At 65.8% G+C, this 20,940-nt stretch carries 20 protein-coding genes; 11 read left to right on the forward strand and 9 right to left on the reverse strand.

What is annotated here, in order from left to right; genetic code table 11:
• Nucleotides 1-71 precede the first annotated feature (71 nt).
• Nucleotides 72-1,583, reverse strand: coding sequence for an Asp-tRNA(Asn)/Glu-tRNA(Gln) amidotransferase subunit GatB (gene gatB / locus EAE28_RS14340; protein ID WP_127107437.1), 1,512 nt, complete (start codon nt 1,581-1,583; stop codon nt 72-74).
• Between the two features lie 402 nt (nt 1,584-1,985).
• Between gatB and EAE28_RS14345 the strand changes: the two genes are divergently transcribed.
• The gene (locus EAE28_RS14345; RefSeq protein ID WP_127107439.1) at nt 1,986-2,561 is read left to right on the forward strand and encodes a lytic transglycosylase domain-containing protein; all 576 of its coding nucleotides are present in this window, start codon (nt 1,986-1,988) and stop codon (nt 2,559-2,561) included.
• 5 nt (nt 2,562-2,566) lie between these two features.
• Here the strand turns inward: EAE28_RS14345 and EAE28_RS14350 are convergent, their stop codons facing one another.
• Nucleotides 2,567-3,103, reverse strand: coding sequence for a YbjN domain-containing protein (locus tag EAE28_RS14350; protein WP_127107441.1), 537 nt, complete (start codon nt 3,101-3,103; stop codon nt 2,567-2,569).
• A gap of 223 nt (nt 3,104-3,326) precedes the next feature.
• Between EAE28_RS14350 and EAE28_RS14355 the strand changes: the two genes are divergently transcribed.
• Both EAE28_RS14355 and EAE28_RS14360 read left to right on the forward strand, forming a co-directional pair.
• A complete protein-coding gene (locus tag EAE28_RS14355; protein ID WP_127107443.1) occupies nt 3,327-3,800 on the forward strand; it encodes a DUF4177 domain-containing protein in 474 nt (157 codons plus the stop codon).
• A 161-nt stretch (nt 3,801-3,961) separates the two neighbouring features.
• On the forward strand, nt 3,962-4,597 hold the full coding sequence (locus EAE28_RS14360) for a J domain-containing protein (protein ID WP_127107445.1): 636 nt from the start codon (nt 3,962-3,964) through the stop codon (nt 4,595-4,597).
• Between the two features lie 222 nt (nt 4,598-4,819).
• Here EAE28_RS14360 and EAE28_RS14365 read toward each other — a convergent pair whose 3' ends face one another.
• From EAE28_RS14365 to EAE28_RS14380, 4 genes are read right to left on the reverse strand one after another with little or no spacing between them, the layout of a single operon-like run.
• Nucleotides 4,820-5,242, reverse strand: a complete 423-nt coding sequence (locus EAE28_RS14365; RefSeq protein WP_127107447.1) for a protein tyrosine phosphatase family protein — start codon at nt 5,240-5,242, stop codon at nt 4,820-4,822.
• A gap of 19 nt (nt 5,243-5,261) precedes the next feature.
• The gene (locus EAE28_RS14370; RefSeq protein ID WP_127107449.1) at nt 5,262-5,702 is read right to left on the reverse strand and encodes a DUF6691 family protein; all 441 of its coding nucleotides are present in this window, start codon (nt 5,700-5,702) and stop codon (nt 5,262-5,264) included.
• Between the two features lies 1 nt (nt 5,703).
• Nucleotides 5,704-6,132: a YeeE/YedE family protein gene (locus tag EAE28_RS14375; RefSeq protein ID WP_127107451.1), complete on the reverse strand. Its 429-nt coding sequence runs from the start codon at nt 6,130-6,132 to the stop codon at nt 5,704-5,706.
• A gap of 56 nt (nt 6,133-6,188) precedes the next feature.
• On the reverse strand, nt 6,189-7,052 hold the full coding sequence (locus tag EAE28_RS14380) for an MBL fold metallo-hydrolase (protein WP_127107453.1): 864 nt from the start codon (nt 7,050-7,052) through the stop codon (nt 6,189-6,191).
• 206 nt (nt 7,053-7,258) lie between these two features.
• On the opposite strand from EAE28_RS14380, the gene EAE28_RS14385 reads away from it, so the two are divergent.
• Together EAE28_RS14385 and EAE28_RS14390 are read left to right on the forward strand one after the other, a co-directional pair.
• Nucleotides 7,259-7,591, forward strand: a complete 333-nt coding sequence (locus tag EAE28_RS14385) for a TraR/DksA family transcriptional regulator (RefSeq protein ID WP_246022361.1) — start codon at nt 7,259-7,261, stop codon at nt 7,589-7,591.
• A 122-nt stretch (nt 7,592-7,713) separates the two neighbouring features.
• Nucleotides 7,714-9,552 (forward strand): enoyl-CoA hydratase-related protein, encoded by a 1,839-nt coding sequence (locus EAE28_RS14390; protein ID WP_127107455.1) that lies wholly within the window; start codon nt 7,714-7,716, stop codon nt 9,550-9,552.
• A gap of 342 nt (nt 9,553-9,894) precedes the next feature.
• Here EAE28_RS14390 and EAE28_RS14395 read toward each other — a convergent pair whose 3' ends face one another.
• Together EAE28_RS14395 and EAE28_RS14400 are read right to left on the reverse strand one after the other, a co-directional pair.
• Entirely contained in the window at nt 9,895-10,365 is a 471-nt protein-coding gene (locus EAE28_RS14395) for a DNA polymerase III subunit chi (protein WP_127107457.1), read from the reverse strand.
• A gap of 3 nt (nt 10,366-10,368) precedes the next feature.
• Nucleotides 10,369-11,820 (reverse strand): leucyl aminopeptidase, encoded by a 1,452-nt coding sequence (locus EAE28_RS14400; RefSeq protein WP_127107459.1) that lies wholly within the window; start codon nt 11,818-11,820, stop codon nt 10,369-10,371.
• Nucleotides 11,821-12,473: 653 nt separating this feature from the next.
• On the opposite strand from EAE28_RS14400, the gene lptF reads away from it, so the two are divergent.
• The 5 genes from lptF (at nt 12,474) to pdxA (ending at nt 19,175) form a co-directional block, all read left to right on the forward strand.
• Entirely contained in the window at nt 12,474-13,577 is a 1,104-nt protein-coding gene (lptF, locus tag EAE28_RS14410) for an LPS export ABC transporter permease LptF (RefSeq protein ID WP_127107794.1), read from the forward strand.
• Nucleotides 13,487-14,674: an LPS export ABC transporter permease LptG gene (lptG, locus tag EAE28_RS14415; RefSeq protein WP_127107463.1), complete on the forward strand. Its 1,188-nt coding sequence runs from the start codon at nt 13,487-13,489 to the stop codon at nt 14,672-14,674. The genes lptF and lptG overlap by 91 nt, the downstream gene beginning before the upstream one ends.
• A 3-nt stretch (nt 14,675-14,677) precedes the next feature.
• Entirely contained in the window at nt 14,678-16,861 is a 2,184-nt protein-coding gene (locus EAE28_RS14420; RefSeq protein ID WP_127107465.1) for an LPS-assembly protein LptD, read from the forward strand.
• A gap of 74 nt (nt 16,862-16,935) precedes the next feature.
• A complete protein-coding gene (locus tag EAE28_RS14425; RefSeq protein WP_127107467.1) occupies nt 16,936-18,201 on the forward strand; it encodes a peptidylprolyl isomerase family protein in 1,266 nt (421 codons plus the stop codon).
• Between the two features lie 14 nt (nt 18,202-18,215).
• The gene (gene pdxA, locus EAE28_RS14430; RefSeq protein ID WP_164736650.1) at nt 18,216-19,175 is read left to right on the forward strand and encodes a 4-hydroxythreonine-4-phosphate dehydrogenase PdxA; all 960 of its coding nucleotides are present in this window, start codon (nt 18,216-18,218) and stop codon (nt 19,173-19,175) included.
• 36 nt (nt 19,176-19,211) lie between these two features.
• On the opposite strand, the gene EAE28_RS14435 is transcribed toward pdxA, so the two are convergent.
• Nucleotides 19,212-19,820 (reverse strand): 3'-5' exonuclease family protein, encoded by a 609-nt coding sequence (locus tag EAE28_RS14435; protein ID WP_127107471.1) that lies wholly within the window; start codon nt 19,818-19,820, stop codon nt 19,212-19,214.
• A 95-nt stretch (nt 19,821-19,915) separates the two neighbouring features.
• Between EAE28_RS14435 and rsmA the strand changes: the two genes are divergently transcribed.
• Nucleotides 19,916-20,752 (forward strand): 16S rRNA (adenine(1518)-N(6)/adenine(1519)-N(6))-dimethyltransferase RsmA, encoded by an 837-nt coding sequence (gene rsmA / locus EAE28_RS14440; protein ID WP_127107473.1) that lies wholly within the window; start codon nt 19,916-19,918, stop codon nt 20,750-20,752.
• The last annotated feature ends 188 nt before the right edge of the window (nt 20,753-20,940 follow it).

Genomic DNA, 20,940 nt, shown 5'->3' on the forward strand with positions numbered 1-20,940 from the left:
TAAGGCTGCGCGATGCCCGTCAACACCAAATACAGGGCGAGCTTGGCGCAGCCGCTGCGAAAACCGGGGCTTTACAGCCCCAGTTTCTGCATCACCAGCGCGTTGACCGCTGCCGGGTTGGCCTTGCCGCCGGTGGATTTCATCACCTGCCCAACAAACCAGCCCGCCAGTTTCGGGTTCTGTTTGGCCTTTTCGACCTGCGCCGGGTTGGCCGCGATGATCTCGTCGACCGCCGCTTCGATCGCGCCGGTGTCGGTGACCTGCTTCATGCCGCGCTCTTCGACGATCTGCGCGGGATCGCCGCCTTCCGTCCACAGGATCTCGAACAGATCCTTGGCCAGTTTGCCCGAGATGACCTGGCTGCTGATCAGATCGACCACGCCGCCCAGTTGCTGCGCCGAGACGGGGCTGGCGTCGATGCTCAGGCCCTCTTTGTTCAGCCGCCCGAACAGTTCGTTGATCACCCAGTTGGCCGCGATCTTGCCGTCGCGGCCTTTGGCCACGGCCTCGAAGAAGGCCGCGTGCTCCAGCTCGGCGGTCAGGACGTTGGCGTCGTAATCGGTCAGGCCGAAGTCACCCATGAAGCGGGTTTTCTTGGCGTCCGGCAGCTCAGGCATGGTGGCTTCGATGTCATCGACCCAGCCCTGCTCGATTTCCAGCGGCAAGAGGTCGGGATCGGGGAAGTAGCGGTAATCCTGCGCTTCTTCCTTGGAACGCATCGAGCGCGTCTCGCCCTTGTCGGGATCGTAGAGCCGGGTTTCCTGATCGACTTTGCCTCCATCCTCAAGGATGGCGATCTGGCGGCGAGCTTCATAATCAATGGCTTGCTGGATGAAGCGCATCGAGTTCATGTTCTTGATCTCGCAGCGCGTGCCCAGATGGCCGAAGTCCTGCGTCGCCTGATACTTCTCATACTGGCCCGGACGGCAGACCGAGACGTTCACGTCGGCGCGCAGGTTGCCGTTCTGCATGTTGCCGTCGCAGGTGCCCAAGTACCGCAGGATCTGGCGCAGTTTGAGCACATAGGCGGCGGCCTCTTCCGGCCCGCGGATGTCGGGGCGCGAGACAATCTCCATCAGCGGCACGCCGGTGCGGTTGAGGTCGATGAAGGACATGTTCGGGTCCATGTCGTGGATCGATTTGCCCGCGTCCTGCTCGACGTGGATACGCTCAATGCGCACCAGCCGCGCGACGCCCGCACCCAGCTCGACCAGCACTTCGCCCTCACCCACGATGGGGTGATAGAGCTGGCTGATCTGATAGCCCTGGGGGTTGTCGGGGTAGAAATAGTTCTTGCGGTCAAAGGCCGAGCGCAGGTTGATCTGCGCCTTCAGGCCCAGCCCGGTGCGCACCGCCTGCTCAAGGCAGAATTCATTGACCACCGGCAGCATCCCCGGCATCGCCGCATCCACGAAGGACACGTTCGAGTTGGGCTCGGCCCCGAAGGTGGTCGAAGCGCCCGAGAACAGCTTGGCCTGCGTCGAAATCTGCGCGTGGATCTCCATCCCGATGACCAGTTCCCAATCGCCGGTGGCACCGGAGATCACTTTGGGCTTGGGGGCTTCATAGCTGAGATCGAGCATGGGGTCCGTCCTTGGCAATCACGGTCCCGGTTCTAGTGCGCCTTGCCCGCAGTGAAAAGCGGTTTTCGGCAAGGGCTGCCCGGCTTCGGGCTGAAACGCGGGCATAGGGCGCAATCGGCGTCGATGCGGGCTGGATCTGAACGGCGGACGGTTGACCGCGGCAGGGTCGGACTGCCTGTTGCCGTTGCCAGCTGCCCCGGTTCAGACCGGACCGGCAGCAAATTGGCGAGCGGCCGCTATGGTTCTGGGCCATGCCAGCCGTCCTTAAGTGCTGCAAATTCAACGGGCGGCGGATATCCGCCCGGCGCGTTTCCGCGCAGGCGCGGGTGCCAAACCCTGCCATGGATTGCGCAGATTTGGGGGGCGGCGCATGAGAGACCCCAGCAAACACTGGATCCTTTGATGCGCCTCGCCCTTCTCGCCCTGCCTTTTGTCGCCGCGTGCGCTGCACTGCCGGCCGACCAGACCACGCCCGAAGTCGCCGCCCGTTGGAACCACCGCCCCGAGGCTGCGGTCTGGAACGCCGCCATGATCGAGGCCCTGCTGACCGATGGCAGCGCCATGGTCGTATCGGTGCCCGATGACATCGACAGCTTCTGCCCCGGTTATGCCGATGCCACCCCCAGCCAGCGCGCGGGCTTTTATGTCGCGTTCTTCTCGGGTCTGGCGCGGTTTGAAAGCACGTGGAACCCGCGCGCCTCGGGCGGCGGTGGTGCGTATCACGGCTTGCTGCAGATCTCGCCGGCCACGGCGCGCTACCATGGCTGCGCGTTGCCCGAAGACGGCCTTTATGACGGGGCGGCCAATCTCAGCTGCGCCGTGCGCATTGCCACATCAGCGGTGTCGCGCGACGGTGTGCTGGTGACGGATCGCGGCGGGGTCGCTGCCGACTGGCCGCCGCTGCGCGATCCCGCGAAACGCCGCGAGATCGCCGAGTTCACCCGCGCCCTGCCCCAATGCGCATCGCAAGAAAGCTGAGCGGCTTACTTGTCGCGTGACGGGGAGTTGGGCGACTGACCGCCGCCCTGGATGGCGAAGCCGGGCTCGATGACTTCCTCGCGGAACTGCCGCATCACGGTACGCCACCATTGGACGGAATCGTCGAAATTGGCTGCCGGCACGCCATGCGCAAGGTTCACGTCCCATTCGATCGTCGCATTGCCGCGACTGTCGAGATAGGCCGATGAAAAGCGCCTGTCCTGGTTCCACTGGTTCATCGCGTCCACGGTATGCGCGCCGTTGGACTCCCACCAGGCGCGAAACTGGACCGAGTTGCAGTTCTGGTGCTGGTCGTTGCAGTTCAGAAACGAGATCGAATAAACGGTGTCATCCATCTCGCCGCGCAGCCAGACACCCGCGTCGTCTTCGCGCCGGTCAATCGTGCCGTAGACGGCAGCGATCTGGGTGATGCGGGCAACATCAGAGCCGGTCACGACACCGGTCAGCGGCTGCTGCGCCACCGCAGGCCCGGTCAGAAAAACGGCGAAAACCGCCGGCGCTATCAGAGCACGAACAGACATATTGACAATCCCTCCTAGTAAAATCGCCTGATCACGCTAGCATCGGCCCGGTTGAGCTGACAATCACATGCCTGTGGCCACGGTGAAATAATCTGCGCAGAGCCGGCGCATCGCTGGTATCACCACGCAGGCCGGGCAAGCGGCGGTCAGCCGGTCGGGTCAGGCGCAGCTTGCAAATCCGACCCGTTTGCCGCACAACGCCCAAAACCTTTCGGAACACCCAATGCTCGAATACAAGGTCGTCCCCGCGCCAGTGCGCGCGGTGAAATCCAAAGGTCTCAAGACCACCGCAGACCGGTTTGCCAACACGCTGGCCGAGCGGATCAATGCCGAGGCCGCCGGTGGCTGGCAGTTTCTGCGCACGGAATCCCTGCCCTGCGAAGAACGCTCGCGCTTTGGCGCGGCGCGGGTCTCGCAACAGGTGGTGATGGTGTTTGCCCGCGAACTGGGCGCCGCCCGGCCCGATGCCGGGGCCGCGCTGGCTGCGGTGCAAGAGGCTGTGCACAGCGACGAGCCGCGTGAGGCGCCCGCACGCCTCAAACTGGAACCGCGCCGCGAGCCGGTGCCGGAACCCGCTGCCCGCCGCCAGGAACCGCTGTTCCGCTCGGGTGCCATGCTGCGCGCTGACGCGGCGCAACGCCCCGAACCGGTGCTGCGCCCGCTCAATGCGGCGGATGAGACCGGCACCGCTAACTGACGCGCGGCGCTGGTACTCAGGCAGACCGGGGCGATTGCATGCGATCGGTTTGCCCGCAGCCCTTCCCTTTTGCAGTTGCAAACAGGTACACTAACGCCTCCGACTCGCAGGCCGGTCATTCTGACCCCTGCAGCGGCACCAGACATACCATCGGCAGGCTTATGACTCGCGATCCTTTCAACTTTGATATCCGCGCTTCCACTGACAAGGCCAAGCGCACCAAGGGTCGGCGCGGGATGTCCGGCGCGGTCGAGACCTCGGCCCGGCTGTGCCAGCACCCGGGCTGCGGTCTGCCGGGCAAATACCGCGCACCGCGCTCGCCCGACGCGCTGGACGACTACCTGTGGTTCTGCAAGGACCATGTGCGCGAATATAACCTGAAGTGGAACTTCTTCTCGGGCCAGACCGAGAGCGAAATGCAAGACACCATGGAACGCGACCGCGTCTGGGGCCGTGCGTCCAAACCGTTTGACAACGGCGACGCGCGCGACTGGTCGCGTCATGGCATCGACGATCCGTTTCAGGTGCTGGGTGACAAGGCGACGCAGCGTCGGCCCGACGGCAGCAACCGACCGCACGGAGCAACGCGCAAACTGCCAGCCACGGAACGCAAGGCGCTGGAAGTGCTGGATGCGCGCGACACCTGGAGCCGCGCCGAAATCCGCAAGCAGTATAAAAGCCTGGTGAAGGACCTGCACCCCGACCTCAACGGCGGCAACCGCGCGGATGAGGAACGCCTGCAAGAGGTCGTCTGGGCCTGGGACCAGATCAAGGAAAGCCGCAGCTTCCGCGAATGAGCACGGTGCTTGTGGCGACGTAAAAAGGGGGCTTTCAGCCCCCCTTCTTCGCTTGTCGCGAATTCACCCCCGAGGATATTTAGTGCATAAAGTTGGGGCTTAACTTTTCGTTAACCTTGTCCAACTTTATGCCTGATATATCCCGGGGGCGGGCCGGAACGGCCCGGCGGGGGCAGCGCCCCCGAGCGGCGCGAAGGCCCTCGATGGGCCTGAGCGCCGCGCCTACCCGTTCGCCAGCCGGTCGATCAGCTCGCGGAATTGCCCCAGCTGGTAGCCGTATTGCGCCCCCGCTGCGATCAGGTCATCCGTCGGTTGCCGTCCGGCATTGGCCAGGGCCCAGACGACCGATGACCGGTTGCCCGACGCGCAATAGGCCAGCACCTTGCCACCGGCGTCGATCGCCTCGCGCTGCGCCTCAACATTCTCCATGGTCAGCGCGCCGCCGACCACCGGGTTGACCACAAACCCCATCCCCGCCGCCTCGACCGCGCTGCGCAGGGTGTCGGCGTGCAATTCGGGCGGGTTCTCGCCATCGGGGCGGTTGCAGATCACCGTGGTGTAGCCCGCGGCGGCAATGGCCGGGATATCCTCGGGCAGGATCTGCGGGGTGACGCTGTAGCTGTCGGTCAGCGGACGGATGTCCATAAGGGCGGCTCCTGGCTCGTTAGCGGATCGCAGCGGCGACGGCGTTGACACGCGTGCGCACGGCGGGTGCAAGCAACATACCGGCGAGCATCGCGGCAAGGAAGACCAAACCGCCGATCCCGCCCCAGCTGATCGAGGCAATGGCCGGACCCGGGCACAGTCCCACAAGCCCCCAGCCTGCACCGAACATCAGCGACCCGATCACCAGATTGCCGTCGATCTCGGTGCCCGGCTTGCCCGGCAGCGGGCTGCCCAGCAGCGATTTTGCCCGCCGCGAGGCGATGTTCCACGCGACCGCCATCGGCAGGATCGCGCCGCCCAGCACAAAGGCCAGCGTCGGGTCCCAGTCGCCGAAAATGTCCAGCCAGCCCTGCACCTTGTCGGTGTTGGTCATGCCCGAGATCAGCAGGCCCGTGCCAAACAGCCCGCCTGCAAAGAGGGAGAAGAGATTGCGCATCATGTCAGATCACCGAAAGCCAATGGCGGAAAACGATCACGGACACCCCGCCCGCAATCAGATAGAACACCGTCGCGATGATCCCGCGCATCGACAGCCGCGAGATGCCGCAGACCCCGTGTCCTGAGGTACAGCCGTTGGCCAGCCGCGTACCGACGCCGACCAGCAGCCCTGCCGCGACGATGGCCGACAGGTTGGTGGTGATGTTGGTCTGCACAGGCTCTGCCATGAACCCGCGCAGCACCATCGGCACCAGGGCCAGACCGGCGATAAAGCTGAGCCTCTCGGCCCAGGTGCTCCAGCCTGAGCGGTCGACCAGACCGCCGATGATGCCCGACGCGCCCATGATCCGGCCGCTGCCCAGCAGATAGAACGACGCCGCAGCGCCGATCATGAGGCCCCCGACGAGGCCCCAGATCCAATCGATATCCATGGTTATCTTCCCGTTTCAGTGCCCGGTTCTTGTGCTGACCGGGCTGATCGTGACGTTCAAAGCCCGTTCATTGGCACCTTGATATAGCTCACACCGTTGTCTTCCGGCGGCGGCATCTGCCCGGCGCGCATGTTCACCTGTAGCGACGGAATGATCAGACGTGGCATCGCCAGCGTGGAATCCCGTTCCGTACGCATGGACACAAACGCCTCGGCGGGTTTGCCCGCGCCGACGTGAATGTTGAAAGCTTTCTGTTCGGCAACGGTGGTTTCCCAGGCGTATTCGTCGCGCCCCGGCGCCTTGTAGTCATGACCGACAAAGATCCGCGTCGCATCGGGCAGCGCAAGGATCTTCTGGATCGACTCATAGAGCGTCTCGGCCGAGCCACCGGGAAAATCACAGCGTGCCGTGCCGAAATCGGGCATGAACAGCGTGTCACCGACAAAGGCCGCATCGCCCACCACATAGGTCAGGCAGGCCGGCGTATGCCCCGGCGTGTGCAGCACGTCGCCGCGCATCTGGCCAATATGGAAACTGTCGCCGTTCTTGAACAACCGGTCGAACTGCGAGCCGTCGCGCTGGAACTCGGTCCCTTCGTTGAACACCTTGCCGAAGGTGTCCTGCACGACCTTGATGTTCTCGCCGATACCGATCTTGCCCCCCAGCGCCTGCTGCAGATACGGCGCTGCCGAGAGATGATCAGCATGGACATGGCTTTCGAGCAGCCATTCGACCTCGAACCCCTTCTCTTTGACAAAGGCGATCACCGTATCGGCCGAGCGGGTATCGGTCCGCCCCGAGGCATAATCGAAATCAAGCACGGAATCGACGATGGCGCATTTGGTGCTGGACGGGTCGCGGACGACATAGGTGATGGTGAAGGTCGCTTCGTCGAAAAAGCCGTAAACTTCCGGTTGCATCGCGGTCTCCCTGCTCTGACTGTTAGGGGCAATATAACCGACAAAATTCACATTGCAAGATTTGAATGTTTATTTCTGCCCGGCGTGGCGAACCGACGCAGGATGCCCGGTCCTGCGCCGCTGTTACAAAGGCCGTATTGATATGGATCATGCTCTGCGGTGCCTTCCCCCCGTACACTGGCGCAACCCAGCACAAGGAGGCCCCCGTGACCCAGTTGCCCGCCGAAGCTTTGTCCCGCCGAAAAGCCCAACTGATCGCCAGACTGGCCGAACTTGACCAGCGTTTGCATGGGATCGAGGATGAACTGCTCTCGCACCAGTCGCGTGACTGGGAAGAGATGGCCACCGAACGCGAAAACGATGAGGTTCTCACCTCGATCGGGGATGACGGACGTGCCGAGTTGCGCATGATCTTCGCGGCGCTCGCGCGGCTGGACGCAGGCAGCTACGGGGTCTGCGTGACCTGCGCCACCCCCATCGCCGCCGAGCGGCTGGACTTGCTGCCCGCAACCCCGTTCTGCCGGGACTGCGCGCCCTAAGCCTCAACCAGTGTTGATGATTTTGGTGGCAGAGCCACCACACCAAGCCTCATTTTCATCAGCAAGTCTTGCCAGCCTGCGTGCTCTTTCGTCTAATGACGAAACAGTAACCAGGAGCCGCAGTGAACCGTCAACCCGCGACCGACAGTGATCCGAAGGCGGAACAAAGCCCTGTTGTCGCGCGTCGCAACCGAAACAGCGTCGCGATCCTGGTCCTGAGCGGACCAGACGGCAATCGCATGAGCCCGACCTTGATCACAGCGCTGCACCGGGCGGTGGTCGAGGCGGCGGCAGACCCCGCGGCTCGTGCAATCGTTCTGACGTCGTCCGAGGATTTCTGTCTGGGGCCGCATGACGACCTGCCCCCGCCGGGACCGGGCCGCCACAAGACCCCAGCCAGCCTTGCCGCGCTCGCGGCGCTCTGCACCCTGATCGAGCGCGCGCCCAAACCCGTGGTCTGCGCCCTGCGCGGGCGGGTCTCGGGTGGCGGGCTGATGGTCGCGCTGGCAGCGGCGGGTCGCGTGTCCGGTCCTCGGGCGGTGTTCACCTGCCCCGAGCTTCGCGCCGGGCGTGTGCCGCCTGCGGGCGGGCCGGTGCGGCTGGCGTGGCGCGTCGGTGCCGGACCGGCACTGCGCCTGATGAACGGCGCGGTATGGTCCGCCGAAAAGGCACAGAAAGCCGGTCTGATCGACGCCGTGCACAAGGAAGGGTTGCTGGCCGCAGCGATCAACCGCGCGTTGGGGCTGGCCGATGGCACCAGCGTTGCCGATCCGCGCCCAGGTCTGGCCGATGCCAACCGCTTCCGCTCCGCCGTGGCCGAGGCGCGGGCCGCCCTGCCCGCGCCGTTTCTCAGTGCATCGATGGCCGATCACTGGCTGGTCGACTGTGTCGAGGCCGCGCAATTGCTGCCCCCCGAACAGGCGCTCGACTTTGCCGTCATCCGCGCCGCCGACGCCGCCAGCCGACCCGAAGCGCGGGCCTTGGCCCATCTCGCCCGGGCCGCGCGCCGTGCCCTGCACCCGGTCCCGCGCCCGGCCAGCGGCGCGGTCATCGTTGCGCTGGACAAGGAACAGGCCGCGCGCTGGGTGCCGGTGATGCTGCACGAAGGCGCTCCGGTCATCCTGATGGGCCAGGACCGCGCGACGCTGGCCGACGCGCTGGAAACCGTGGCCGAGGCGCAGCTGGATCTGGTCGAGGCGGGGCGTCTGACCGAGGCCGAGGCCGAAGCCGACTGGACCCGCGTTTCGGGCCGCCTGGCACTGGAGCCCGATCAGCCCATCGGCGTGGCGCTGGCCGATGCGGCGCACATCGACTGGCTGGCGGCGCAACTGCCCGACGTGGTGCCGCTCGCCTTGTGGTCACCGGCGGGCGAGCGGCACCCCCGCGCGGTAACCCTCGTGCCCGCACCGACCCGCCCGACCCGGCTGTGCGAGATCGTCAGCAACAAGGCGGCTGCGATCGACGCCGTCGCCGGGATGGCATTGCAGATGCGGCTCACCCCGCTGCGCGCGCGCGGCGGGCCGCTGCTGGCGCCGTTGATCCGGGCGACGGCGCAGGCCGCCGCGCGGCTGCGGGCCGCCGGGGTCAGTGTGGGCGAGTTGACCGCGACCGGGATTGTCCCGCCGGGGCTGGACCACGGCGAGGTTGCCGCTGAACGCGCCGCCTTGCCGCTGCCTGTCGAGCGGCTGATCCTGCTGGCCGTGGTCAACGCGGCGGCCAAACTATTGGAAGACGGGCATGCGGCGCGTCCCTCAGACGTGGATCTGGCGCTGGTGCTTGGGGCGGGCTGGCCGAACTGGCGCGGCGGTCCGCTGGCCGAAGCCGACGCGCTGGGGCCGATGGTCCTGCGGCACGAATTGCGCGCCGCCGCGGTGCTGGATGCCGAGCTCTGGACGCCCGAACCGATGCTGGACGAGATGATCCGGCGCGGCTGGCGGTTTGAGGATCTGAACGCGGGTTGAAGGGGTGTCCCACGATGGGACAGCTGACCGGGTTGATGTTTTTCAAGGGCTTACGCGTGAACGTTAACCCTGTCACAACACTTTTCCGGGTGCGAACCAGCGGTCGCCCGGCATCGCATCACGCGGGAACAGCGATTCACTTTCGGTAAATGTTTTGGCGGCAGGCTGGAGCGCAGCAGAGGTAACGTCAGCAGAATCGCGCCATGAATCCCCTGAAGAAGAACACATACCGGGCTTTTCTGTACGGTTGCCTGCACCGGATTTCGCGGATTCTGATCACGGCCAGCGCTCGCCCCAAAAGATAAAAATTCCCTTTATAGCCATCGGCTTGCGCAGGGTTCTTCACTTCGGATGCTTCGCCTTGCACTCCCACCGCCCGGACTCGCGGCTCCAGTACTCCGCCTCGATCCCCGCGCCGGTCAGGCTGCGCCATTGCGCCCGTGCGCGGACGACGGCGTCTTCGTCCGTGCCGTCGAAGACCACGCAAAGCCGCTCGACCGCCGCCGCCTCGATCGCCGCAACTTCGGCCCCGTCAAGGGTCACCAGACATCCCGGCGCGTTGGGCAAAGCGTCGGCCGGGCGCGTATCGCAGACCAAAAGACACGGCTGGTCCGCGTCATGCGGACCGCCTGCCATGCCATGCGGCAGAAAGCCGTCGCCATGCCAGAGCGTGCGGTCCAGCGCCTCCATCCGCGCCTGATCGGTGCCCCGCACCGCAACGCGCAACCCGATCTCAATGGCCTTGCCGACCAGCACCGGCAGCAAGGCTTCAACCGGATCGCGCGTCAGGTGGTAGAATTTGGCAACCGCCATGCGTCAGCCTTCAAACTTGGCCCGAACCAGCGCGTCCAGCGTGCGCACGCCCCAGCCCGAGGCACCTTTGGGCGCCAATGTGGTGTCGGTCGACGGATACGCGACGCCCGCGATGTCGATATGCGCCCAGGGCTGTCCGTCCTTGATAAAGCGTTGCAGGAACTGCGCTGCGGTGATCGCCCCGCCATAGCGTCCGCCAGTGTTCTTCATATCGGCCATGCGGCTCTTGATCAGCGCGTCATACGCCGGGCTCAGCGGCATTCGCCACGCGCCCTCGCCCTGGGTTTGCGCGGCTTTCAACAGATCCGCGCAGAACGGGTCATCATTAGAGAAAACCGCTGCATTTTCAAAGCCAAGCGCAACAAGACAGGCCCCCGTCAGCGTCGCCAGATCGACGATGGCGCGGGGCGCGAAGCGTTCCTGCGCGTACCAAAGCACATCGGCCAGCACCAGACGGCCTTCGGCGTCGGTGTTGATGATCTCAATGGTATCGCCCTTCATCGAGGTGACGACATCGCCGGGGCGCTGCGCCTTGCCGTCGGGCATGTTTTCGACCAGCCCGACCAGCCCGACGACATGCGCCTTGGCCTTGCGCGCCGCCAGCGCGCGCATGGTCCCGGCGACCACCGCCGCGCCGCCCATGTCCATGATCATCTCTTCCATGCCGCCCGCCGGCTTGATCGAGATGCCGCCGGTGTCAAACACGACGCCCTTGCCAACCAGTGCCAGCGGCGCGCCTTCGGCGCCTTTCCACTGCATAACGACAACCTTCGTCGGACTTTCCGACCCCTGCCCGACGCCCAGAAGCGCGCGCATGCCCAGTTTTTCCAGCTCAGGCTCGTCAAGCACCTCGACGCTCAGCCCCATCGCTGTCATCGCCAGCAGCCGGTCGGCAAATTCGGTCGTGGTCAGGATATTGGCCGGATCATTGACCAGATCGCGGGTGAAATGCACGGCCTCGGCCCGGCCCAGCACCTCGGCGCAGAGCGTGGCGGTTGCCTCGGGTTCGGGATGCGCAATCTGGATGGTGCCCGGCAGTTTGGGCGCTTCGGCTTTGCGCGAATAGACATAGCTGCGCAGCGCAAGGCCTTCGATCAGCGCGGGCAGTGGCTTGACCAGACGGGCGAGCACCAGCGCGCCCTCGGGTTTGAGCCCCTTGGCGATGGTGGCCCCGGCCTTGAGCAGAACCTCGGCATCGGCCTTGCGCGGCAAACGGATCAGCTGCACGGCGCTGGCAGAAAGGCCCGTCGGAAAAGCCAGTGTCAGCCCCTCGCCCGGCTTCACGCTGTCCCAGCTGTCGGCTGTAACCGCACGGGTCAGCGCGCCGCGCATCAAGCGGTCGACGCGCTTTGCCTCGGCATCGAGGGTGAGATCGGCGAAGACCACGACACGGCCGGTATGCGCGGCAAGCGCGGCGGGATCGGGCGTGATGAACTGAATGTCGGGAAGGGCCATGCAAGTGTCTCCGGTCGTTGCGGGCAGAAGGTAGCCCCTGCCCGTCCGGATGGCCAGAGGCGAGACTGGTCGGGTCAGGTCGCCGCCTGAAGCGCGACGGGTGTTGTTGGGGGGCCAGTGATCGGCGGTGAGGATGACCAACGCCGCGCCTGTATTGATGCGGGTCGGGGCACGTTTCAAAGCTTGGGTCACGGCAGAAAAATGGCGCACGCCAAAGGGCTTGGGACATTGCGGGTATTAATCCCGGTCCTGGTGGCCGTCGTGAGGCAACACAAGATTCCGGCTGTCAGCGTGTACCTGCCCGTCGGCGGCACTGGCTGGGCGGTCTGCATTTCGGTCACCGGTCTGCGCCGCTGTGTCCGCTTTATCGAAACGCGCAATGAACAGTTCGGTCTGGCCGAAACCGACCTTCGGCCCGCTGCGCTGTTGCCAGCGCGGCTGGCATTCCTGTCTCACCCGTGTCCGCTCAGAACAAGGCAGCCCCGATGCTCCTGATCCACACACTGGGCAACCCGCCCCGGTCGCGCAGCCCCGTTATCAGGCCACCGCGGCAACCGCCGCCGCCGGCCCCGCGCGCCACCGATTGACGGTTTCACAGCGCTGATAAACCGATTAGATTGCCCGCACTTGGGGACTTTGGTGAAGGGTGTCGCGTGGCGCGGCTGGATCGTTACATTCTGGCGCAGCTCTTGTGGGTATTCGGTTTTTTCTCGCTTGTGCTGGTGTCGGTCTATTGGGTGAACCGGGCGGTTCGCCTGTTTGACCAGTTGATCAGCAATGGTCAGCCGATGTCTGTATTTCTGGAGTTCACCGCGCTGAGCCTGCCGATGCTGATCCGCACGGTGCTGCCGATTTCGGCCTTTGTCGCGGCGACCTATGTGACGCTCAGCCTGCTCAGAAGCAGTGAAATCACCGTGCTGCAGGCCGCCGGGATCTCGCCGTTCCGACTGGCGCGGCCGGTGGTGGCCTTTGGGCTGATCGTCACGGCCTTCCTGATCGTGCTGATGCACTTCCTGATCCCCGAGGCGCGTGCCGAGTTGTCGCGCCGCCAGATGGAGGTGGCGCAGAACCTGACGGCCTCGTTGTTGCAGGACGGGGTTTTTCAGCATCCGGCGAACGGGGTGACGTTCTTCATTACCGAAATTACAGCCGAGGGCACGATGCGCGGCATCTATCTGTCGGACGCGCGCAGCCAGTTGCAGCGGATCGACTACACCGCGCGCACGGCGCTGATCGTGCCCGAGGCAACCGGGCCGAAGCTGGTGATGATCGACGGACAGGCGCAGATCTTTGACCGGACCACCGGGCGGTTGTCGGTGACGGGATTTGGCGATTTCACCTATGATCTCAGCACGATGACCGGCCCGGCTGGTCGGGGACGCTCGGTGCAGGAGCTGGGATCGTCGGAACTGCTCGCCGCCACGCCCGCGCTGCTGGAGGAAACCCGCGCCAGCGTCGCGCAATTCCGGTTCGAGCTGGTGTCGCGCTTTGTCGACGGCTTTGCCGCCGTGGCCGCCGCGCTGATCGGCTTTTCTTCGCTGATCGCGGGCGGGTTCAGCCGGCTGGGGTTCTGGCGCGAGGTGGTCGTCGCGGTGGTGCTGATGGCGCTGGTGCAGACGCTGACGAACGCGCTTGCCGGACCGGCGATGCGCTCGACCGCGCTGGCATGGCTGGGCATCGTGCCGCTGGGGCTGGCGGTGGCGGTGTCGCTGGGGCTGATCGCCTGGGCGACGCGCAAGCGGCGGGTCAGGACATGACGCTGGGCCTGTATCTGGTGCGCCGCCTTGCGGCGAGCTTTGCGCTGATCGGCTCGGTGTTCTTTGGCATGCTGTTGCTGTTCGAGATCGTCGAGATGGTGCGGCGCTTTGGTGGCGGCAGCACCTCGATGAGCGAGATCGTCTGGCTTTCGCTGCTTCGCGTCCCGGCGACCTTCTACCAGATCCTGCCGCTGCTCACGATCCTGTCGTCGATGGCGATGACGCTGGGGCTGGCGCGCTCGTCCGAACTGGTGGTGATCCGCTCGGCCGGGCGCAGTGCGATGCGCATGCTGCGCGAGCCGTTTCTGGCAACAATCCTGTTCGGCGCGGTGCTGGTGGCGCTGCTCAACCCGCTTGTGGCGGGTGCCTCGCGCGCGTATCAGCAGCGCCTGCAGGCGATGCACAGCCCCGACCAACAGGCGCAGATCTCGCTTGAGGGATCCGCGCTGTGGCTGCGGCAGGGCGATGCGCTGGGGCAAACGGTGATCCGCGCGCAATCAGTGGACCCTGACGGTCTGGGGTTTGGCGATGTGTCGTTTCAGCTGTTCGAGCGCGATACCGGTCTGCCCCTGCAACGCATCGAGGCGCGCAGCGCCCGGCTGGAGCCGGGGCGCTGGCTGCTGACCGATGCGAAGATCTGGGATCTGGCCGCCGACAACCCCGAGCGCGATGCGCGAAGCCTGATCTCGCTGGACGTGCCCAGCGACCTGACTGGCGAACGCATCCGCGAGAGCTTTAACCGGGCTGGCACGCTGTCGGTCTGGGATCTGCCCGATTTCATCCGTGCGCTGGACCGGGCGGGCCTGTCGTCTCGACCGCACCGGGCGCAGTTTCAGGCCGAACTGGCGCTGCCGCTGCTGATGGCGGCGATGTTGATGGTGGGGGCAGTGTTGTGTTTCAAACACACGCGCGCCGGCGGTGTGGGCACCCGCGTTTTGCTGACGGTTCTGGCCGGTTTTGCCCTGTTCTTTTTGCGCAATTTCGCGCAAGTTCTGGGTGAGAATGGGCAGATCCCGTTGTCGCTGGCCGTATGGACACCACCGATAGCTTCCATGCTGCTGGCGCTTGGGGTATTGCTGCATCTGGAGGACGGATAGACAGTGCCACGCACCACGCACAAGACCGGCGCCTTGGGCAGGATCGCGATCGCGACTCTGGTGAAGGTTCATGCCTGCGTGTTGGTGGCCGGTCTGGCCGCGCCGCTGCTTGCCCCTGCCCCGGCCGTTGCGCAAACGGCAGCAACGGTGATGGCCGATCAGGTCTTTGTTGACGGATCGGGCCGGTTGGTGGCCTCGGGCTCGGTGGAGATCTGGCAAGGATCGGTGCGCGTCACCGCCGAGCGGGTGATGTTTGACCGGGTCAGCGACTCGCTGGATATTCAGGGACCGATCACCATCAGCGACGGCCCTGATCAGGTCGTGATGGCCGATGCCGCACAGCTCAGCCCCAATTTGCGCGCCGGACTGGTGACCTCGGCCCGGGTGGTGCTGGATCAACAGATGCAGATTGCCGCCGCGCGGATCGAAGCCGGCGTCAACGGTGTCAGCCAGATGGAGGCCGTGGTTGCGTCGAGCTGTCCGGTCTGTGCCTCGGACCCGACACCGCTGTGGGAAATCCGCGCCGACCGGGTGATTCACGACAACAACACCGGGCGGATCCAGTTTCAGCGCGCGCAGTTCCGCTTTGCCGGGGTGCCGATCCTGTACGCGCCGCGCCTGAACCTGCCCGCGCCGGGGACGACCCGGCTGCGCGGCATGCTGCGGCCTGAGGTCAGTCTGGACAGCGATCTGGGTCTGCAGGCGGGCATTCCCTATTTCATCCCCTTTGGGGACACCAGCGACCTGACGCTGACGCCCCGGGCGTCGTCGCGGGGCATGGTGTCGCTGGGCTTTCGCTATCGGATGGCGCGGCAGAACGGCGGGATCGAGATTGGCGGTCAGATCTCGCGCGATCAGCTGCTGCCGGGGCAAACGCGCGGCTATGGCTATGTGCGCGCGCTGTTTCATCTGGCTAATGACTGGGTGCTCTCGGCCGATGTGCTGGCAGCGTCCGAGCGCAGCTATCTCGAGACCTATGACATCACCAGCGAAGCGCGCCTGCACGGTCATATAACGCTGGAGCGTATCCGCCGCGATCAGGCGGTCCGGGCGCGCTTTCTTGGGTTTTATTCGATGCGTCTGGCGGATGACAACGACACGCTGCCCAACGCCGCCACGCAGGTCGATGCCGAGCATCACCACAGCCTTGCCGGGGGCGAGCTGACGCTGGGCATGGGGGCGACGGCCTTTGTGCGCCATTCCTCGCTTGACGGGATTCAGGGGCGTGACGTGGCGCGGGCGAATGTGCGCCTGAGCTGGCGGCGCAGCGAGATATTGCCGGGCGGCATCGTCGCCACGGGCGCGCTGGCCGGCCGGTTCGATCATGTCCGCGTCGATGACGACAGCGCCTATCCCGACCCGCTGAACCGGCAGGCGGCGCAGGCGATGGTCGAGCTGCGCTGGCCCTGGGCCACCACCACCGACAGCGGCGCACGCCATGTGATCGAGCCGGTGATGCAGGTCATCGACAGCCGCCGCAACGGCGTGACGCTGCCCAATGACGACAACACCATGCCCGAGCTGGACGCGGGCAATCTGTTCGCCCTGACCCGCTCGTCCGCCGAAGGTGCGCCGGATGACGGCGCGCGGATCAACGCCGGTTTGCGGTGGGCCCGGCAGGATGCGAGCAGCTGGTCGACCGAAGCGCTGGTCGGCCGCATCTGGCGCCGCGATACGCTGGCGGGCTTTGATCCGGCGCATGTGCAGCCCCTGGGCGGTGCGCGGTCGGACTGGTTGCTGGCCGGACGCCTGAGCCATTCGGACGGCTATGCGCTGACCCTGCGGATGCTGCTGGACGATGACGCCAATGTGACCCGGGCCGAGACCAATTTCGCCTGGGCCGGGGACCGGACCGAGGTATCAACGAGCTATCTGTACCTGCCCGCCAGCAGCTTCGAGGCGCGCACGGTCACGCTGAGCGAATGGTCACTGGACGTGAAGCACGAGTTGAACAACGGCTGGCGAACAACGGTGGGCTGGGACTATGACGTGGCGCAAAGCATCTTCGCGGCGGCACGGACCGGACTGGCCTATAGCAACGAGTGTCTGGCGGTCAATCTGACGCTGGCGCGGCACTTTGTGACGGCGACGAATCCCTCGGCCTCGACCCGGTTCAACATGCGGGTCGAGCTGTTGGGAATCGGCGGACGCGCGCCCAACAGCAGCGGGCGCACCTGCCGCGCCTGAGCGGACCCTTTTCATCCCGTGCGCGACCGGCTAGGCCGGGGCGAACGGCACGACGAACAGAACGGATTGCTGCAATGCAAGCTATGCTTTTCCGCCCCACCTTTTTCAAATCCGCACCGCGTGTGCTGCTGGGCCTGGTCATGGCCGCGGCGGTCGCGCTGGCCGCGCCTGCCGCGCGTGCACAGTCGCCCTTTGCCGCTGCGCTTTACGTCAATGACGACGCGGTCACCAATTACGACATCACGCAGAAGATGCGGTTTCTCGAGTTCATCGGCGTCACCAACGCCAACATGCGCCAGCTGGCCATCGAAAGGCTAATCGAAGACCGGTTGCAGCTGCAGGAAGCCTCGCGGCTCGGTGGCCGGGTGACGCCCGACATCATGGCAGCCGGGATGAGCGAATTCGCCGCCCGCGCCGAACTGACCACTGAAGAAATGGTCAGCCGCATGGGTCAGGCCGGTATCGACCGCGAGACCTTCGAGACCTTCATCCGCTCGGGCGTGTTGTGGCGCGAGCTGATCCAGCAGCTCTATGGCACGCAGGTGTCGATCACCAACGCGCAGATCGATCAGGCGCTGTCGGTTGAGGGCATCCAGCCGTCGACCGAGGTGTTGATCTCTGAGATTTTCCTGCCCTCGGATCCGCAATTCGCCGAGGCCGTGCAGCGCATCATCCCGCAGATCGAACGGATCACGACCGAGGCCGAGTTTGCCAATGCCGCGCGTCAGGTGTCGGCCGCGCCGTCCGGCCCGTCGGGCGGGCGCGTGGACCGCTGGATCAATGTGCAGGCCGTCCCCGACCCCGTCGGACCGGCCATGGCCACGGCCGCAGTGGGCACCGTGTTCGGCCCGCTGGACATGCCGGGCGCCTATGCGTTCTTCCAGCTGCGCGCGCGCCGCGATTCGCGCGCGGTCCCGTCCGAGGCGATCGAGCTTGACTACCGCCGCGCCGATATCCCCGGCGGCCTGAGCGACGCCAATCGCGCCGCCGTGGCCCGCATCCGCGACAACGTGGACAGCTGCGTCGATTTCGACGGCGTCGTTTTGCGCACCTTCCCCGACCTGCCGGTTGCCGCTGTTCAGACCCTGACCGAGCGTCAGAGCGCCCTGTCCTCGGGCGTGCGCGGCGAGCTGGAGCGGTTGAACGCTGGCGAGCTCAGCGCCAGCATGGTCGAGAACGGCCAGCTGGCGGTGATGATGCTCTGCGCGCGCCGCGTGGCCTCTGATGCCGCCCCGGCCCGCAGTGCTGTCCGCGCCGGGCTGTTGAATCAGGCGCTTGAAGGTCAGGCAGCGATCTACCTGCAGCGCCTGCGCGCCGAGGCCGACATCCGGTATCCGTGATGCCTGACGCCTCGCTGACCGCACCGCTGGCCGTCACCTGTGGCGATCCCTCGGGTGTCGGGCCTGAACTGGCTGCCCGGATTGCAGCGCAGGGCGCGCCCGCGCCGATGGTCTGGATCGGCGATCCCCGGCATCTGCCCGAGGGCACACGCTGGCAAGCGGTCGGGCATCCCTCACAACCGGTGGACCCCGGTGCGCTGGCCGTGTTGCCGCTGGCCTTTGCAGCCCCGGCCAACCCCGGTCACCCCGACCCCGCCAATGCCGCCGGAACCATCGCTGCGATCGAACGGGCGGTGGCCTTGTTGCAGGACGGGGCCTGTTCGGCAGTGGTCACCGCACCGATCAACAAGAAGGCACTGAAAGACGGCGCAGGCTTTGCGTTTCCCGGTCACACCGAGTTTCTGGCGCATCTCGCCGGCGGTGCGGACGTCGTGATGATGCTCGCCTGCCCCGAGCTGCGGGTGGTGCCGGCGACGATCCATATCGCGCTGACCGATGTCCCGCAGGCGCTGACCGCCGACCTGTTGCGCCGAACCATCGCAATCACCCGCGCGGCGCTGATCCGCGATTTCGGCCTGACCGCGCCGCGCATCGCCGTGGCCGGGCTGAACCCGCATGCGGGTGAAGGCGGGGCGATGGGACGCGAGGAGCTGTCGATGATCGCGCCGCTGCTGGCCGAGATGCGCGCCGAAGGGTTTGATCTGCAAGGCCCGCTGCCCGCTGACACGATGTTCCACGCTGCGGCACGGGCGCGCTATGACGCGGCGGTGTGCATGTATCACGATCAGGCGCTGATCCCGATCAAGACGATTGATTTCTCGGGTGGGGTGAATGTGACGCTGGGGCTGCCGTTCGTGCGTACCTCGCCGGATCACGGAACCGCCTATGATATAGCCGGGCAAGGGCTGGCCGATCCGACCTCGATGCGGGCGGCGATGGTGATGGCCTGGGAGATGGCGCAAGCGCGGGGTTAGGGTTGGGTGCGGGGTAAGGTGGGGTTGAACCCCACCCTACGGGCGCTCGAAATCAGCTGCAGAGAGGGTGCCGGTGCGCAGCAGATGTTGCAGCGTGTAGGCCACGCACAGCGCATCATCCAGCCCGTCATGACCGCGCAGGGGCGGATGATCGACCGCATAATACGCGGCGAGGGTGTTGCTACGGGTCTTGTGGACATCCTCAAGCGGCATCCCGGCCTTGAGCAGCAGATCACAGGCATTGGCAAAGCGCGCGGGCGTCATGGGCGGCGTGATCCCGGCGATCCAGCAGCTGACGGCGATCATGTTCAGCTCGTCCTTGCCCCAGGACCAAAGCGTCGCGCCCTCGGAAAAGGTAACGAGGCGGCTCAGCGCGTCTGCCAAAGCGATGCCGTCGGCATCGAGGATTTCTTCGGTAATGCCGGTCAGGCGGATGAACAGCGGGTCCGGCGTTTGCCGGGTGCCGTCGCGGCCCACGGGGTGCACATGAAGGCGCAGGGTATCGAGGATCTTTCCGTCCAGCGACAGCTTGACCGCGCCTATCTGCGCGATGATCGGGTCGGGGTCGACGGGCCCGTTCCAGAAGCGCTGCGGGGCGCCGGGGGCAGTGAGAAACTCGCAATCGTAGACGATGACGTGGGGCATGGGGGTCTCCGTTTCGCGCAAAGCCGACGGTAGCTCAGGCGCGCGACGGGTCCAGCGCCCTTGCCTTGCGCGCGGTTTTGGCGGATTGAGACAGCATGAGCCAGATTGACGGACTTCCCCCCCTGCGTGACGTGATTGCCCAGCATGATTTGCAGGCGAAAAAGGCCTTGGGGCAGAATTTCTTGCTGGATCTGAACCTGACCGCGCGGATTGCGCGGGCGGCGGGGGATCTGAAGGGCTCGGATATTCTGGAGGTCGGCCCTGGCCCCGGTGGCCTGACCCGTGGTTTGTTGGCCGAGGGCGCGCGCCGGGTGCTGGCGATCGAGAAAGACCCGCGCTGTCTGCCCGCGCTGGCCGAGATCGCGGCGGCCTATCCCGGACGGCTGGAAGTGATCGAGGGCGACGCGCTGCAGATCGACCCGCTGGCGCATCTGACGCTGCCGATCAAGATCTGCGCCAACCTGCCCTATAATGTCGGCACCGAGTTGCTGGTGCGCTGGCTGACGCCCGCGCAATGGCCGCCGGTCTGGTCCTCGCTGACGCTGATGTTCCAGAAGGAGGTCGCCGAGCGGATCGTGGCCAAGCCCGGCTCCAAGGCTTACGGGCGGCTGGCGCTGCTGGCGCAATGGCGCTGCGAGGCGCGGATTGTGCTGACGCTGCCGCCGAGTGCCTTCACGCCGCCGCCGAAAATCGACAGCGCCGTGGTCCATCTGACCGCCCTGCCCGAGCCGCGCTTTCCGGCCCCGGCGAAGACGCTGGAACGGGTGGTGGCGGCGGGCTTCAACCAGCGCCGCAAGATGCTGCGCTCGGCGCTCAAGGGGCTGGACCCGCAGATCGAGGCCCGTCTGACCCGGTTGGGAATCGCCCCGACGGCGCGGGCCGAAGAGATCGGGCTTGAGCAGTTCTGCGCCCTTGCGCGGGACTTTGGTTAAGCCCTGACCGGCACGGCGCGGTTGCAGCCGCAGTTTTGCCCAACTTCACAGGCAGGTCGGGTTCATCGGGCGTTAACCCGATTCGGAAACAATCCTTTTCCCGCTTTCCGGGGTATGCCGTGGGCCATGCCGCTTTCTTGCCACATTTCGGCAAGAGAGCGCCGCATTTCAGCCACCGCGTCACCCTA

The organism is Pararhodobacter zhoushanensis (assembly GCF_003990445.1).
In the GTDB taxonomy this organism is placed as follows: domain Bacteria; phylum Pseudomonadota; class Alphaproteobacteria; order Rhodobacterales; family Rhodobacteraceae; genus Pararhodobacter; species Pararhodobacter zhoushanensis.